This window comes from uncultured Marinobacter sp. (genome assembly GCF_947259545.1).
GTDB lineage: Bacteria > Pseudomonadota > Gammaproteobacteria > Pseudomonadales > Oleiphilaceae > Marinobacter.
Genome location: NZ_CAMYMK010000006.1, coordinates 54,422 through 69,571, shown reverse-complemented (window position 1 = coordinate 69,571; position 15,150 = coordinate 54,422). Strand labels below are relative to the sequence as shown.

The following is a 15,150-nucleotide window of genomic DNA, read 5'->3' as shown; positions in this document are numbered from 1 at the left end:
AAAGCTAAGCGCGCATGGATGCCTTGAGCGTGTCCCGGACAGAAGGACCGCCCCGCTTGCCTCCACCAAAGGCCCAAAAAAATCAGGCCTGCTTCATCTTGTCAGTGTACGGAGGCCAACCAAGTGGCTTGCCGGCCAGCACATGCAGGTGAATGTGGAACACGGATTGCCCGGCTTTTTCGCCGCAGTTCATCACCACTCGATAACCGTCCTCCGCCACCCCTTTTTCCCTGGCAACCTGCGCCGCCACCAGATACAGATGCCCGACCAGCTCGCGGTCGGCTTCGGTGATGTCATTGATTGTGGCGATGGGTTTCTTCGGAATCACCAGGAAATGCACTGGCGCCTGTGGATTGATGTCACTGAACGCCAGACTGATGTCGTCCTCGTAGAGAATGTCTGCTGGGATTTCCCGGTTGATGATTTTGGTGAAAATCGTCTCTGACATGATGGCTCCTTGGTTGTTCTAGCGTACCGGTTTCAGGGCAGGTGAAGCCCAGGTAGCCGGGAAGTAATCTGTTTTACCACTGCCGGAAGCTCATCGTCGATCCCCATGGCGTAGCGGGCAACCTGATTGCGGGCAAAGGGCAGGGCGCGGGCGGCGCCGAGGCCGAGGTTGCGCAACAGGTGAACCGGCGGGATGCGGTTGCTGAACAGGTGGTAGAAGGCATCCATGGCCAGCATCATCCTGCGGTTGGCGGGGCGCCGTTGCTGCTCATAGCGTGCAAGCCATTGTGGATCGGCGAGATCGCAGCCGGCGCGCCGGGCTTCGCGGATCAGGGACTGCAGGCAGGCGGCGTCCTGGAAGCCGAGATTGACGCCCTGTCCGGCCAATGGATTGATGGTGTGTGCGGCGTCGCCGACAAGGACCACCCGTCCGTTGCTGTAATGTTTGGCGTGTTGCCGGGCGATCGGGAAGCTGGCCCGGGCATCTATGTGGGTCAGTGGTGGCAGGTCGTCAGGGAATGCTTGCTGGATCTCCAGCCTCAGTGATTCGGTACCCAGCGCTTTCAGGCGGGCCAGTTCCTCCGGGGCGTCATACCAGACCAGTGAGGCCCAGCTTTCTCCCGGGTGTTGATCGCCAGCACTGTGCAGGGGCAGGAACGCCCTCGGGCCCGAAGGATGGAATGCCTGCCAGGTGATGTCATCCACCGGCCCCAGATAACGCACCGAGACCACCATGGCCTGCTGGGCATACTGGTCTCGGGTAACGCCAATGCCTGCCATGTCCCGTATCCGTGACTGGGCGCCATCGGCGCCGATCACCAGCTCGCAGGCCAGTTCGCTGCCATCTTCCAGGGTGACGGTTGCCTGGTCGTTGCCATTATCCACGGCGGTTACGCCGTTGCCGGAGAGAACAGTCACGGAAGGTTGCTCTTCCGCACACTGCCACAATGCCTGTTGGGTGATCCGATTCTCAACAATGTGGCCCAGATGCGTGGCCGAGAGGCTGGCAGCGTCGAAGACGACCTCTCCCAGTTTGCGGGGGATCAGTTTGCTCAGGGGGTGTTGTGCCTGGTCCCAGACGGCAAGACGGCGGTATGCCGTGGTGCGCATGGCTGATATCCGTGGCCAGGCGCCGAGTTGTTGCAGATAGCGCTCACTGCCGGCGCTGAGGGCGGAAACGCGAATATCGGGCGGGGCGCTGGCGTCGAAGCACGGCGTGCCGGCCTTGTCGACCAGGGCTACGCGAAAACCACTCTGGCCCAGGCCCGTGGCCAGGGCGGCGCCCACCATGCCGGCACCGGCAACAACAATGTCAAAAGCTTGAGTCATAACGGGTTCCTGTCTGAAGCTTCCAGTTTACGCGAAGGAAGATTTCAGACAAGCGACCCGACGTCGTCCACCCCTGTTGCTCAATACCCGGCAGCCCTTGATACCCGGGTCCGTTGAACGTGTTCCGGGCGGCGACGGCTTTTGGCCAGCCAGGCCGGTTTCTGTGCGCCTGGTTTCATGAACCCCTGGTTGAGCACCATGGGTTGAACCAGTTCCAGAAAATCCGTGGTTTTCATGTGCACGGATTCTGAGTGACTGCCAGCGGCGAAGGCCAGCTCCTGCTGTTCCGTCAGGGCCTCGGCGCAATAGACCGACATTCCGAACAGGTTGCCAAACGGTGGCATGGCTCCGACTTCGCAATCGGGAAACCGGTCCTTGAATTCCTGCTCATCAGCGAGATCAACAAAGTCTGTATCGAGGATGCCCGAGAGGCGGTCCCAGCGAATGCGCCAGGTGGCAGGCATGACCAGCATGGCCATTTTGCCATCGAGTTCGATGATAACGGTTTTAACAACCCGGTCACCGGCAATTTTTACATGGTGGGCCAATTCCTGCGCAGTGAACGCGGGAGGGTGGGACAGGCACATGTATTCCACGTTTGCCTGATCAAGGAACTCCTTCAACTGCTGTACCGGCATAGTGACAACCTCCTACCAGCAATGACAGCGAACTGGGGCCGGTGCTTGTGCTATGCCTGGCCCCGGTGGCCTGGTGCCGCTCCGCCTGGGAATTCGGCACCATTACCGTCAGCTTAGTTGAGGCTGAACAGATTGCGAGTAACCGGATGTATCCGTGGGACGCCTGTCCCGTTTTTTTACTCGTGTTTGTAGAGGTGCACATCGCGCTGAGGGAAGGGGATAGAGATGCCTTCTGCGTCAAACGCTTTCTTAACCTTTTCCTGCATGTCCCAGTAATATGGCCAGAGGTCGTCGGTGGCCACCCAGGCACGGAACATGATGTTGACGGAATTGTCGCCCAGGCCGGCTACGCAGATTCTCGGCGGCGGATCCATCAGCGAGCGCTCATCTTCCTCGAACAGGCGCTTGCAGACAGCCTTGGCCTTGTCGATGTCATCGTCATAGGCAATGCCATACGTCATGTCACAGCGGCGCTTGTCGTAAATGCTGACATTCACCAGGGTCGCATTGGACAGGCTGCCGTTGGGGATGACGACCCGGCGGTTGTCGAAGGTGTTAACGATGGTGTAGAGGATGCTGATCTCGTCGACCGCCCCGAGGAAGCCCTGAGCCTCAATGGTGTCACCCACCTTGAACGGCTTGAAGATCAGGATCAGCACACCGCCGGCAAAGTTACCCAGGCTGCCTTGCAGGGCCAGGCCAATGGCCAGGCCGGCAGCACCCAGGACGGCAATGAATGAGGTGGTGGCAATGCCGACCATGGAGGCGACGGAAATCAGCAGCAGGATCTTGAGGATGGTGCCGATCAGGCCGCACAGGAACTTGTTCAGTGTCGGGTCTTTCTGGCTCAATTTGTGATCGAGGACAGCAACAAATCTCTTGATCAGCCAGAGCCCGACAATCAGGGTAACGATGGCGAGCACTAATTTTGGGGCATAGCTCATGATCAGGCTGATACCCTGGTCGACAATCTCAGAGGCTTTTCCGTCTGCACCAAACAGATCTTCCATCAGGCGACTCCTTGTTCTTCGTTAGTTCTTCAGGTGAGTGTTCAGGTTTTCCCTACGAAAACGTTTAGCGATTGGCCCAGTCAATAATGGTAGCCGGACTACCCTGGACCACTATTCGCCCCTTCTTCTGACTCAATTGATAGTCGTACATCGGGTCGTAATAGTCTTCCAATAATGCCTGTATCCAGCGGTCGTGACCACCCAGGTCGCCATTATCCTGCTGTCGGTCCAGTGCCTCCGTCATCAGCGTTCGCAGATGTTGGTGTCGCTCCCCACCCAGGCGTTTTCGGATTCGGTCCAGGGCGCTCAGCAGGTAATCATGGAAGTTCAGCCAGCCGGCTTCCCCACCGTCCCGGGCAGTATAGTCGGCGAGCATGTTTTCAACATAGTCTTCCCGAATGATTGCTATCCGCTCGGACATCGGTTGTTCCAGCACCATCAGAGGCGCCTCTGACATCCGCTGCCGGAGGCTTTCCGGAAGCGCACAGCGTCCCACAAGCCGGCTTTCATCCTCCAGGTAAATCGGGCCACCAAGATGGTGGGTGGCCTTGAGCATGGCAACCGCCAGACGGTTCTCGAAGTCGATCTGGGATGGCTGGGGCGTTACCTGGCGCCCGAAGCTGGAACCGCGATGGTTGGCCAGACCTTCCAGGTCCACGGGGTTGGGCAATTGCTGCAACACCCGGGTCTTGCCGGTTCCGGTCCGGCCGCTGAGGATTCGAAATTCGGAGGAGGTAATCAGGGACTCAAGGCTGTCGATCAGAAAGCGGCGCAGTGCTTTATAGCCGCCTTTGACCAACGGGTAGTCGATGCCCGCTTCCTTGATCCATTGCTGGGTCAGCCGCGACCGCAACCCGCCCCGGAAACAGAACAGGTAGCCCTCGGGGTGGCTGGCAATGAAGCGCTTCCAGGCTTCAATGCGCTGGGCCTTGATGTCGCCGGCTACCAGTTGATGGCCCAGCTCAATGGCCTTGTCCTGCCCCTTTTCCTTGTAGCAGATTCCGACCCGGTGGCGTTCCTCATCGTTCATCAGCGGGGCATTTTCCGCACTGGGGAAACTGCCCTTGCTGAACTCCGTCGGGGCGCGGACGTCCATCATCGGGGTGTCGTTCAGGAACAGGGAAAGGTAATCGTCGGTATCGGGTCTGGAGGCCATTTCAGCGTCTGGGTTATGGGAAAAGTGTCGCAGCAGTATAACGAAGACCGTGTTTTTTTGCTCGCTTACGGGTAGGGCTGCCGACGGACGCAGGCTACAATACCGTGCTTTCATAACCAGCGATCCCGGAGTAGTGATGAACGAGGAAGTGCTCAATCACCACCTTCAGAAGACCCTCAGTCGTGGGCGGGTTGCGGTTACCCGACCGGCCGGGTGTCCGCAAATCGCCCTCTACCTGTTCGACCCGTCGGTGCTGGATGGACCGCTGAGTCATGATGAGGCGCAAGCCGTGGTGGCGGAGCCCGCCTACTGGTCCTTTTGCTGGGCGAGTGGGCAGGTCCTGGCTGGCTGGATCCTGGAGAATCCACACCGGGTGGCGGGCAAGCGGGTACTGGATTTTGGTTCCGGCTCTGGTGTGGTGGCCATTGCCGCGGCAATGGCGGGCGCGGCAGAAGCCATTGCTTGCGATATAGACCCGGCGGCGCTGGATGCCGCTGCTGCCAATGCGCAGCTAAACAATGTCTCGGTGACTTTGTGTGGGGATTGGCACCAGCGGCCCGAGCAACTTGACCTGGTGACCGCCGCAGACGTGCTCTATGATCCCGAGAATAAACCCTTGTTGGAGGCGTTTCACAACGCGGCTCCCCAAGTATTGCTTGCGGATTCACGGGTCAAGAATCTGGGGGACGAGCGGTATCAACGTCAAACGGTCATCGAGGGGCGGACCTGGCCGGATCTTAACGAGTTTGAGGAATTCAATCAGGTCAGGATTTATCTGGTGGACGGGGTGTCGGGACTATAGAAAAAGAAAGGGCAACCCTCAGGCTGCCCTTTTTCGGAACAGGTCGTCGCGTCCTTGCGAATTTTGCAACGGCCGTGTTGCTTTATCCTTGATCCACTCCGTGGTGCCGGCATCCTAGCCAGCGATCCAGATAATTATCCTTTAAGCGAGGCGTCCGTGTATCCCTGCCTCTCCCTGCATCCAGTTGCCGGGGTGCGTCCTGTGCGTCTTCCTTTTCCCTGTCATCCCTGACGAATTCACTATAGCAATCCTGGTCTGACAAGCGTGTGACACATGCAGGCCTTTCCAGTGTCAGTTTTGTGACGCATCCAGTTAGTGCTTGTAAAACATGGGGTTAAATAAGCTGACGGTTCCCCTGGTCGAAGTGCCTACGCCACGTTGCCGCAGATGCTTACGGCTTTGTAGGAAATATCGCACACCTGCTCTGGGGGAAATCTCACATCCGGCTTCCGGAGCCATTGGGGATGTCGGTTTTGCGCTTTACTCCGGGCCAGGGTAGCAGTCCAATCGCAACACCTGCGGCGTCTGCTGCCAGATCCGCCAGGGAAAACTCGCGGTATGGCAGCTGCGACTGAATGACCTCAATCGCAAGGCCAAACAATACCAGGGCAGGAGCGACGAGCCAGATGGTTGATATGCGTGGCCACCCCAATCGCGCGAGAATCGCCAGCTCCGTGAAAGCAATGAGGTGGTTGACCTTGTCATTCGGGGACGAAGGCATGGGGTACGGGGTGCTCGTGGTCGCCAGGTAAAGGATGGCGATGACGGATATAAACAGGGCCAGTTGCCACAGAGGACGGCAATCGAGAATCTGTTCAAGGCGACCTTTCTTTATGTCCATCGTTGGAATCCGGGACCTCATCGGGCTGTGGTGAGTGTGGCAACATGGTATGCTTTGCGCCCCGTCACTGTCATTGAAGCGGAGGTAATGCCACCTATGTTGAAGGGAAACTTTTTTCGTGGCCTGGGCTACCTCGGTGAAGGTTTCAGGCTGATTCGCCAGCCTGGCCTGCGCTTGTTCGTCATTATTCCCTTGGTTATCAACATCCTGCTGTTCGGTTTGCTGTTCTATTTTCTCGCTGAACTGTTTGCCGCCATGATTGCGGCCGCCATGGGCTGGTTGCCTGATTGGGCCTGGCTGCAGAGCCTGGACTGGTTGTTCTGGATACTGTACGGCGTTGTGATCCTGCTGATGCTGGCCTATGGGTTTGTCATTCTGGCGAACCTGATCGGGTCGCCCTTCTATGGCTATCTGGCGGAACTGACGGAAAAGCATCTCACCGGCCAGGAAGTCAGCACGGACGATGGCTGGAGCCAGATCATCCGCGATATTCCCCGCGCCCTGTGGCGTGAAGTGCAGAAAATCCTCTACTACCTGCCGCGGGCCATCGGCCTGTTGATTATCGGGCTGATTCCGGTGGTGAATCTGGTGGCTGCGGTGCTGTGGTTCCTCTTTAACAGCTGGATGATGGCGCTGCAGTATGTGGATTACCCGGCGGACAATCACAAGGTCAGCTTTCCCGCGTTGCGCAAGCTGTTGGGCGATACTCGCCTGTCTGCCTTTGGTTTTGGTTTGCCGGTGGCGCTGGCTGCCATGGTGCCAGTGTTAAACCTGGTCGTGGTGCCGGCGGCAGTGTGTGGCGCGGCGGCGTACTGGGTGCGTGAGAGCGGTGCAGACTACAAACAATTGAAGTAATGACCCTGACGGAAACAACGACTTTACAGACACCCTGAATTGAAACGCGACGGAGGTTTCTTGGACGCATCGGATTTTGTCATCGGCCAGCGCTGGGTCAGCCACAGCGACACCGGTCTCGGGCTTGGAATTGTCACCGACATCTCGGGACGTCGGGTCACCCTCGGGTTCCCGGCAGCCGACGAAGAGCGCACCTACGCTATTGATAACGCCCCCCTGTCCCGCATCATTTACCAGATCGGTGAAGAGATCGAGACCTTTGATGGCGACCGCTATATCGTGCAGGCGGTGGAGGATCTGGGTGGCGTTCTGATGTACCACGCGGACGATGGTGAAACAATCCAGCAGATCTCCGAAGTCAAGCTGAGCAGCTCGGTGAACTTCTCCGCACCGCACCAGCGCCTGTTTGCCGGTCAGTTTGACCGCAACGGTGCCTTCCGGCTTCGCGTTGCAACGCTACAGCACCAGGAGCGTCTGCGGGCATCCGCCGCCCAGGGCCTGATTGGGGCACGCACCCAGCACCTGCCTCACCAGATCTACATTGCCCATGAGGTTGCCAGCCGTCATGCCCCCAGGGTGCTGCTGGCCGATGAAGTGGGCCTTGGCAAAACCATTGAAGCGGGTCTGATTCTCCACTACCAGCTGCATACTGGTCGCGCAAAGCGGGCGTTGATCGTGGTGCCGGATTCGCTGATTCACCAGTGGTTGGTGGAAATGTTGCGGCGTTTCAACCTGCGCTTCTCCATCATCGACCAGGGTCGGTACGATGCACTGGCTGACAGTGAGGACGACGTCGACGCGCTGGTAAACAAGGTGTTCGGCGACGCGTTTTCGGTCAATCCGTTTGAAAGCGATCAACTGGTGCTGTGTAGTCTCGACTTCCTGATGTCCAGCCCGCAGGCCCAGAAGGATGCCGTGGCGGCCGGCTGGGACCTGATGGTGGTGGACGAGGCTCACCATCTGGCCTGGAGTCCGGAGCAGGTGAGCCCGGAATACCAGTTGGTGGAGGATTTGTCGGCGGCCAGCCGGGGGCTGTTGCTGCTGACTGCGACACCGGAGCAGGTGGGCGTGGCCAGCCACTTTGCCCGCCTGCGGCTACTGGACCCCGCGCGTTTCCACGATCTGGAGACCTTCCGGGAGGAAGAGCAGCAGTACGAGGCCATCAATGAGGTCGTGCGTCGCTTGCAGGATAACGGTGACAGCCTGAAGCCGGAGGATCGGGCTGAGCTGAAGAACTGGTTGGGTGACGAACTGACCGTGCTGGAAAAGGCGCCCGACCCGCAACAGGCCATCATTGATGCTCTGCTGGATCGGCACGGCACCGGTCGCGTGCTGTTCCGCAACACCCGCGCCGCCATTCAGGGCTTTCCGGAGCGGCGTGCCCTGCCGGTACCCCTGCCGTGTCCCGACAGTTATCAATTCCAACGGTTTGGTCTCGAAAATCTGGCGCCGGAACGGGCGCTGGACGAAGAGCAGTGGCTTGCGGAAGACCCACGGGTGGCCTGGCTGGAGAAAACCCTGGCCAGCCTGAAACCGGCCAAAGTGGTGGTTATCTGCGCTCACGCCAGCACGGCCATGGCTCTGGAGCATTATCTACAGCTGCGCGCCGGTATCCGCAGTGCGGCTTTCCACGAACACCTGAGCCTGATCGAGCGGGACCGGGCGGCGGCCTATTTTTCCGACACCGAGCAGGGTGCCCAGGCGTTGATCTGCTCAGAAATTGGCAGCGAGGGGCGCAACTTCCAGTTTGCCCACCACCTGGTATTGTTCGACCTGCCGGCCAACCCCGACCTGCTGGAGCAGCGTATCGGCCGGCTTGACCGGATCGGCCAGTCCGACACCATCGATGTTCATATTCCCTATCTGGAAGGCACGGTTCAGGAAGCCCAGTTCCGTTGGTTCCATGAGGGGCTCGATGCGTTCAGAGAGAGTTGTTCCGTTGGTGTGGCGGTCCAGGACAAGGTGCAGAGCGATTGGCAGCGTGTGGTGGATGGTGAGTTGTCAGAGCTGGATGCCATGCTGACTGATTCCCGGGCGGAAGCCGACCGTCTGCGCACCCTGCTGCAGAATGGCCGTGACGCACTGATCGAGATGAATTCCTGTCGCCGCGATGTGGCGACCGACCTTATCGAAAAGATCGAAGAGGAAGAGGGATCCGCCGAAGTGCGGGACTACATGGTGGACGCGTTCGATATCCTCGGCGTGGATATGGAAGATCATTCCGAGCACGCCGATGTGCTCAAGCCCGGAGAGCAGTACCATGCGGGGCATGTGTCTGAATTGCCTGAGGACGGTCTGACGGTCACCTGGAGCCGCCAGCAGGCACTTGAGCGCGAAGACATGGCGTTCATGAGCTGGGAGCACCCGCTGGTGACCGGCGTGATGGATTCGGTGACCAGTTCCGGTCTCGGTAAGGCCGCGCTCGCCAGTCTCTCGGTCAAGGCTCTGCCGGCAGGTACGTTGTTGCTGGAAGCATTGTTCACGGTGCACTGTCCGGCGCCGGAGTCATTGCAGTTGTCACGCTACCTGCCGGTGTCGCCGCTGCGGATGCTGGTGGACGTCAATGGTCGCGATTTATCTGCCGCTTTGCCCCATGATCGCCTGAACGATCTCTGTTCCAATATCCGCCGCCGTACTGCGCAGGCCATCGTTCCGCAGATCCGGCCACAGGTGGAGACCATGGTTGGTCATGTCGAGGCGCTGGCGGACCCTCACCTGGAACCGATGCGTGAGAAAGCGCTGGCACAGCTGAGCCGCGTGTTTGAGCCAGAAATCCGGCGACTTGAGGCGCTGAAGAAAGTGAATCCGGCGATCCGTGACGAAGAGATCGGGTTTTTCCAGGATCAGTTCGAGGCGGCGAAATCGGCACTAACGCAGGCCAGCCTGTCCCTGGAAGGCATCCGGGTGATTGTAACTGCCTGATCATGATGTGATTACTGGCCAGAAATCATCTGATCGGTTACCTTGAACGTAACGAAATGTAGTCTTCGATATTCAATCCATGAATGACAGAGAGACCTTATGATGACTTTCATTCTGTTCGTGATCGCGGTGGCCGGTCTGTTGACCGTGATGCGCCGGGAGTCCGGTGCCAAGCCGGCCATTGGTGTAATGGTAGTAGTGGGGTTGGTATCCCTGATCTTCGCGTCGGGAACCCTCGCTTTGATTCTGTTCATCGGCGCTGGCGTTACTGCCGCAGCCGGGTTGTCAGGGTTTCGCAAGAGCTGGCTGACACCGCGCATTTTCGCCATGTTCAAGAAAGTGGCACCGAAAGTCTCCGAAACCGAGAAGGTTGCTCTCGAAGCTGGCACCGTGGGCTGGGATGGAGAACTGTTCACCGGTCAGCCGGACTGGCACAACCTGTTGATCAATCGCAACACCGGGCTGAGCGACGAAGAGCAGGCATTCGTGGATAACCAGTGCACCCAGGCGATCTCCATGTGCAACGCCTGGGATGTAGGGGTCGAGCGTGCCGATCTGCCGAAAGAGCTGTGGGACTTCCTGAAGAAAGAGAAATTCTTCGGCATGATTATTCCCAAGGAGTACGGCGGCCTGCATTTCTCGGCCAAGGCCCAGACTGCGGTGCTGCAGAAACTGGCGGCCAACGAGATGCTGATGGTATCCGTCGGTGTCCCCAATTCCCTCGGCCCGGGCGAGTTGCTGGTCAAGTATGGTACCGAGGAACAGAAGAACCATTACCTGCCGCGTCTGGCGGACGGCCGAGAGATCCCCTGTTTCGGTCTGACCGGTCCCCGTGCCGGTTCGGATGCCACGTCCCTGCCGGACACCGGCATTGTCTGCAAGCAGGAAGTTGACGGTAAGGAAGTGCTGGGCATCCGGCTCAATTTCGAGAAACGCTGGATTACCCTGGCGCCAATCGCCACCGTGGTCGGCCTGGCGTTCCGCATGTTCGACCCGGATGGATTGCTGGGCGAGCAGGAAGATTACGGCATCACCTGTGCGTTGATCCCCCGTGACACCAAAGGCATGGAAATCGGTCGCCGTCATTGCCCGATTGGCCATCCGTTCCTGAATGGCCCGATCAAGGGCAAGGATGTTTTCATTCCGCTGGATTACATTATCGGTGGTCAGGAAATGGCCGGTCAGGGCTGGCGTATGCTGGTTGAATGCCTGTCCGTCGGCCGTTGTATCACCCTGCCTTCCGGAGCGGCCGGTGCTGCGGCCTATGCCGTGGGCACGGCAGGTGGTTTCACCCGGATTCGCCGTCAGTTCAATACCCCGGTGGCGGATATGGAAGGGGTTCAGGAACCCCTGGCGCGGATTGCCTCCAAGACCTACATTGCCCAGGCGGCGGTAAATCACACCGCCAACATGATCGACAAGGGCGAGAAGCCTGCGGTTCCATCGGCAATCCTCAAATACCACCTGACCGAGTTCCAGCGCAGTGTGCTGACCGATGCCATGGACGTTCACGGCGGCAAGACGGTTACCCTTGGACCCCGCAACTACCTCGGCATTGGCTTCAGTGGCGCAGCGGTGTCCATCACCGTGGAAGGCGCCAACATCATGACCCGCAGTCTGATGATCTTCGGTCAGGGCGCTATTCGCTGCCATCCCTATGTACTCAAGGAGCTGGCTGCCAAGGACAACGACGACATCGATGCATTCGATGATGCCTTCTTCGGGCACGCCGGCCTGATCTTTGGCAACGCTGCCCGCGCTTTCACCCAGGCTCTGGGAATAGGGCGTGCGGACGTACCGTTCGACAGCGCCAGCCGCAAGTACGCGCAGGCCGTTGCCCGCTTCAGTGCAGCCTTTGGCTTGTGTGGTGATGCGGCCATGACCACCCTGGGCAGTGAGCTGAAAATGCGCGAGCTGATCTCCGCGCGACTCGGTGACATGCTTTCCAACCTGTATCTGGCGTCCATGGTGCTGAAGAACTGGCACGAGACCCAGCCGGTCGAGGGGGAGAAAGAGGTGATGGAGTACAGCCTGGCTCTGTTGCTCCACCGCACGGAAAACGCATTGGACGAATTCCTGCAGAACCTGCCAAACCGCCCGGTTGCAGCGGCCCTGCGCGCCGTCACCATGCCACTTGGTCGGCACTGGGATGCGCCCCATGACGACCTGGCCCGTAGCCTGGCCCGTGCAATGTCCACTGATACCCCGATCCGCAGCAAACTGATTGCCAGCACCTGGACCACTGATGGTGAGGGTAAGGTGGAAAATCCCCTGGCTAGCTACAATGGCCTTTTGAAGGATTACGACAAGGCCGAACAGCTGTACCGTAAGGTCACCAAAGCCTACGCCAAGGGTGAGTTGCCAATGACCGCGCTACACCCGGAAGAACGCTTCGAAGCGGCTCTGGAGGCTGGTGTTTACACCAAGGAAGAGGCGGAATTCATGCGGCAGTACGAAGCAGTGGTGCTGGAAATGCTCACTGTGGACGACTTCCCGTTCGACGAGTTTGCCCGTAACAAGGACACCGTGATTGATCATAATCCTGCATGACCGGGCAGTGATCTGATATGTGGTTGTCCTTTGTCGCTGTGAGTGTTGGCGCCGTCATCGGCGCCAACGTCCGATGGGCTCTGGGCTTGTGGCTGAATTCCAGCTATCACGCCATCCCCATAGGCACCCTGGTGGCCAACCTGGCCGGGGGCTGGCTGATTGGCCTGTTGATTGGTTTCTTCATGCACGGCAGCGCACTGGCCCCGGAATGGCGGCTGTTCGCCATCACCGGCCTGTGTGGCGCACTGACCACATTCTCCACATTTTCACTGGAAATGTTTGCCGCTATCCAGGAGGGCAAATGGAGCATGGCCATTGCCGGCGTTTTGGCCCACGTGATTGGTTCCATCCTCATGACGGCACTGGGAATTTACATGTTCGGCCTGCTGCGAGGCTGATGGGTATCTTTACCTACAGAAATTATTGAAAATACTCTTGGCAATCCGCTGATTCCGGAGTAGAGTATTTTGCGTAGGAAAGATTCAGCAAAGCATTTCATGAATAAGACGTACCTCCGCAGTTAGTAGTGACCGTCCTGTTTTTGATTCCGCGAGTTCTGTTTTTCCGTGAAACGCTGACCCCGCACCACGAAGGTGTTGGGCAGCAGATAATATGATTGATTTCAGGAAGTTTAAGTATGTCTACTACTACCGGTACTGTTAAGTTCTTCAACGAAGCAAAAGGCTTTGGCTTTATCACTCGTGAAGGCGGCCCGGACGTTTTTGTTCACTACAGCGCTATTCAGGGCAGCGGTTTCAAAACCCTGGCAGAAGGCCAGCAGGTTGAGTTTACCGTTACCCAGGGCCAGAAAGGTCCTCAGGCGGAGAACGTTGTTGCTCTTTAATCCTCCACGGATTAAGCAATAACCGCCAAAAAGGCAGCTTCGGCTGCCTTTTTTTATGTCTTTGGCCCCTCCTGATTTTTGAGATTTCAGTCTCCCTGTGTAATCTTTACGCTCCTGTTGCCCAATATTGCTTGGCATTGTCGAGATGTTCAGGAACCCCTTCTATGCTGCGATTCCTCAAAGCCACCTGGATTCTGTTCTGGGCTGCCCTGCTGACCCTGCTGTTGTTCTTCCCGATTGTCATTGCTGCCTTGCTGGGCAAGCGTGGTGATGCTGCTTTCCATGGCACCCAGGTTTTTGCCTGGATCATCCTCAAGGTAACCGGTATCCGCCTGGTGGTGACCGGTAGGGAGAACATCGTGCCGGGACAGCGCTACGTTATTCTCAGCAACCACGCGTCCTACTTGGATCCGCCGGCACTGGTGTTGGCGTTGGGACTGCAGTATCGCTGGGTCATCAAGAAAGAACTGAGGAAAGTGCCGCTGTTCGGACTGGCGCTGGAAACCTCAAGAAACCTGTTCATTGACCGTTCAAAAGGCAGCGATGCCCTGGAGAGTATCAAGCGCGGTGTTGCCCAGTTGCCGGATGGCACCGGAATACTGCTGTTCCCGGAAGGTACGCGTTCCCTGGATGGTCACTTGCTGCCGTTCAAGAAAGGTGGTTTCGTCATCGCCAGGGACGGGAAGTTGCCGATTCTACCGGTGACAATCCGGGGTTCTCACGATCGCCTGCCCAAGGGTACAGCGGCTTTCAGTCCTGGTGCTATTGAGATCATTATCCATCCGCCGGTCACTGCCAGTGACAAGTCAGTAGACGGGCTGATGGAGGAAGTGAAGGGCACCATTGCCGGTGCCCTGTAACGCGACTCTTCCCGTGTCCGCTTATTCCGCAAAAATATCGTTGTAGAATCGCAGAGTGCCGTCCCAGGAACGCTTAGCGGCGGCTTTGTCATAGCCGACCGGCATGCCGAATTCCTTGCCAATCCTGTCAGCTTCCGGGTTGGTAAAGGAATGCATGACACCCGGGAATGACACCAGGGTCAGGTCCACTTCGGCATCCTGCATTTCCCTGACCAGCCCCGCAACCTGATCAGACGGCACCATCTGGTCAGCACCGCCGGTGTAGACCTGCACGCGTGCGTTCACCTTGCCGGCCTCGGCTTTGATGGGGCTACCGAGAGCGCCGTGGTAGCTCACCACACCATCCAGGTCCACGCCCATGCGTGCCATGTTCAGTACCACGGCGCCACCGAAACAATATCCCTGGGCGGCGATCCGGTCGCCATCGACGCTGTCATGAGCCTGCAATAGCTCCATCGCCGCCATGAAGCGGGATTTGATATTGTCGATATCACTGGTGGCTTCCTGCATGAACTGCTTGGCATCGTCGGGATGGTCAGCGACTTTCCCTGAGCCATACATATCCAGTGCGAAGGCGGTGTAACCGGCTTGCGCGAGCTTTTCAGCCTGGTCGCGGGCAAATTCGTTATGGCCCCACCATTCATGGACGACGAGTACGCCGGGGCGTTGGCCTTCTACATCATCATCCCAGGCGAGATAACCGGTGAACGTGTCCCCATTGACGGTGTATTCGACGGTTTCTGTCTGCATGTCGGCGCTTACCTGTGTGCTGGTCAGTGACAATGCGAAAGTGGCGGCAGAAAGGGCGGTTGTGATCGTCTTCACGGGTGTTCCTCCTCCTTGTTGGTTTGATTACGTCTTCCGATACCTGACCTTTTTACTACACTTTGCATCAG

At 58.2% G+C, this 15,150-nt stretch carries 14 protein-coding genes; 7 read left to right on the top strand and 7 right to left on the bottom strand.

The genetic code is table 11. From position 1 onward, the window contains the following. Window positions 1-82 precede the first annotated feature (82 nt). The 5 genes from Q0Y21_RS07460 to mnmH form a co-directional block, all read right to left on the bottom strand. Complete coding sequence (locus Q0Y21_RS07460; RefSeq protein WP_297793270.1) at window positions 83-448, bottom strand: histidine triad nucleotide-binding protein; 366 nt, start codon at window positions 446-448, stop codon at window positions 83-85. Between the two features lie 32 nt (window positions 449-480). After that, window positions 481-1,776: an FAD-dependent monooxygenase gene (locus Q0Y21_RS07455; protein WP_297793268.1), complete on the bottom strand. Its 1,296-nt coding sequence runs from the start codon at window positions 1,774-1,776 to the stop codon at window positions 481-483. Window positions 1,777-1,856: 80 nt separating this feature from the next. After that, window positions 1,857-2,414: an aminoacyl-tRNA deacylase gene (locus tag Q0Y21_RS07450; protein WP_297793266.1), complete on the bottom strand. Its 558-nt coding sequence runs from the start codon at window positions 2,412-2,414 to the stop codon at window positions 1,857-1,859. A gap of 176 nt (window positions 2,415-2,590) precedes the next feature. After that, entirely contained in the window at window positions 2,591-3,424 is an 834-nt protein-coding gene (locus Q0Y21_RS07445) for a mechanosensitive ion channel domain-containing protein (RefSeq protein ID WP_297793264.1), read from the bottom strand. Window positions 3,425-3,488: 64 nt separating this feature from the next. Then, window positions 3,489-4,580 (bottom strand): tRNA 2-selenouridine(34) synthase MnmH, encoded by a 1,092-nt coding sequence (gene mnmH / locus Q0Y21_RS07440; RefSeq protein ID WP_297793263.1) that lies wholly within the window; start codon window positions 4,578-4,580, stop codon window positions 3,489-3,491. A gap of 136 nt (window positions 4,581-4,716) precedes the next feature. Between mnmH and Q0Y21_RS07435 the strand changes: the two genes are divergently transcribed. Continuing rightward, window positions 4,717-5,382, top strand: coding sequence for a 50S ribosomal protein L11 methyltransferase (locus Q0Y21_RS07435; protein WP_297793262.1), 666 nt, complete (start codon window positions 4,717-4,719; stop codon window positions 5,380-5,382). 436 nt (window positions 5,383-5,818) lie between these two features. Here Q0Y21_RS07435 and Q0Y21_RS07430 read toward each other — a convergent pair whose 3' ends face one another. Further along, entirely contained in the window at window positions 5,819-6,223 is a 405-nt protein-coding gene (locus Q0Y21_RS07430) for a VanZ family protein (RefSeq protein ID WP_297793261.1), read from the bottom strand. A gap of 96 nt (window positions 6,224-6,319) precedes the next feature. Between Q0Y21_RS07430 and cysZ the strand changes: the two genes are divergently transcribed. From cysZ to Q0Y21_RS07400, 6 genes are all read left to right on the top strand, one after another. Next, complete coding sequence (gene cysZ, locus Q0Y21_RS07425) at window positions 6,320-7,078, top strand: sulfate transporter CysZ (protein WP_297793259.1); 759 nt, start codon at window positions 6,320-6,322, stop codon at window positions 7,076-7,078. Window positions 7,079-7,138: 60 nt separating this feature from the next. Then, complete coding sequence (gene rapA / locus Q0Y21_RS07420; protein ID WP_297793256.1) at window positions 7,139-10,000, top strand: RNA polymerase-associated protein RapA; 2,862 nt, start codon at window positions 7,139-7,141, stop codon at window positions 9,998-10,000. Between the two features lie 102 nt (window positions 10,001-10,102). Then, on the top strand, window positions 10,103-12,550 hold the full coding sequence (locus Q0Y21_RS07415) for an acyl-CoA dehydrogenase (protein ID WP_297793415.1): 2,448 nt from the start codon (window positions 10,103-10,105) through the stop codon (window positions 12,548-12,550). A gap of 17 nt (window positions 12,551-12,567) precedes the next feature. Beyond that, a complete protein-coding gene (gene crcB / locus Q0Y21_RS07410; RefSeq protein WP_297793253.1) occupies window positions 12,568-12,948 on the top strand; it encodes a fluoride efflux transporter CrcB in 381 nt (126 codons plus the stop codon). A 239-nt stretch (window positions 12,949-13,187) separates the two neighbouring features. Then, the gene (locus Q0Y21_RS07405) at window positions 13,188-13,394 is read left to right on the top strand and encodes a cold-shock protein (RefSeq protein ID WP_008172950.1); all 207 of its coding nucleotides are present in this window, start codon (window positions 13,188-13,190) and stop codon (window positions 13,392-13,394) included. 164 nt (window positions 13,395-13,558) lie between these two features. After that, window positions 13,559-14,254, top strand: a complete 696-nt coding sequence (locus Q0Y21_RS07400) for a lysophospholipid acyltransferase family protein (RefSeq protein ID WP_297793250.1) — start codon at window positions 13,559-13,561, stop codon at window positions 14,252-14,254. A 21-nt stretch (window positions 14,255-14,275) separates the two neighbouring features. On the opposite strand, the gene Q0Y21_RS07395 is transcribed toward Q0Y21_RS07400, so the two are convergent. Further along, complete coding sequence (locus Q0Y21_RS07395) at window positions 14,276-15,079, bottom strand: dienelactone hydrolase family protein (protein ID WP_297793247.1); 804 nt, start codon at window positions 15,077-15,079, stop codon at window positions 14,276-14,278. Window positions 15,080-15,150: the final 71 nt, after the last annotated feature.

What these genes read in the sequence shown, in the direction of transcription:
- Q0Y21_RS07460 (WP_297793270.1), bottom strand. Translation starts at nt 448, where the DNA reads ATGTCAGAGACGATTTTCACCAAAATCATCAACCGGGAAATCCCAGCA.
- Q0Y21_RS07455 (WP_297793268.1), bottom strand. Translation starts at nt 1,776, where the DNA reads ATGACTCAAGCTTTTGACATTGTTGTTGCCGGTGCCGGCATGGTGGGC.
- Q0Y21_RS07450 (WP_297793266.1), bottom strand. Translation starts at nt 2,414, where the DNA reads ATGCCGGTACAGCAGTTGAAGGAGTTCCTTGATCAGGCAAACGTGGAA.
- Q0Y21_RS07445 (WP_297793264.1), bottom strand. Translation starts at nt 3,424, where the DNA reads ATGGAAGATCTGTTTGGTGCAGACGGAAAAGCCTCTGAGATTGTCGAC.
- mnmH (WP_297793263.1), bottom strand. Translation starts at nt 4,580, where the DNA reads ATGGCCTCCAGACCCGATACCGACGATTACCTTTCCCTGTTCCTGAAC.
- Q0Y21_RS07435 (WP_297793262.1), top strand. Translation starts at nt 4,717, where the DNA reads ATGAACGAGGAAGTGCTCAATCACCACCTTCAGAAGACCCTCAGTCGT.
- Q0Y21_RS07430 (WP_297793261.1), bottom strand. Translation starts at nt 6,223, where the DNA reads ATGGACATAAAGAAAGGTCGCCTTGAACAGATTCTCGATTGCCGTCCT.
- cysZ (WP_297793259.1), top strand. Translation starts at nt 6,320, where the DNA reads ATGTTGAAGGGAAACTTTTTTCGTGGCCTGGGCTACCTCGGTGAAGGT.
- Q0Y21_RS07415 (WP_297793415.1), top strand. Translation starts at nt 10,103, where the DNA reads ATGACTTTCATTCTGTTCGTGATCGCGGTGGCCGGTCTGTTGACCGTG.
- crcB (WP_297793253.1), top strand. Translation starts at nt 12,568, where the DNA reads ATGTGGTTGTCCTTTGTCGCTGTGAGTGTTGGCGCCGTCATCGGCGCC.
- Q0Y21_RS07405 (WP_008172950.1), top strand. Translation starts at nt 13,188, where the DNA reads ATGTCTACTACTACCGGTACTGTTAAGTTCTTCAACGAAGCAAAAGGC.
- Q0Y21_RS07400 (WP_297793250.1), top strand. Translation starts at nt 13,559, where the DNA reads ATGCTGCGATTCCTCAAAGCCACCTGGATTCTGTTCTGGGCTGCCCTG.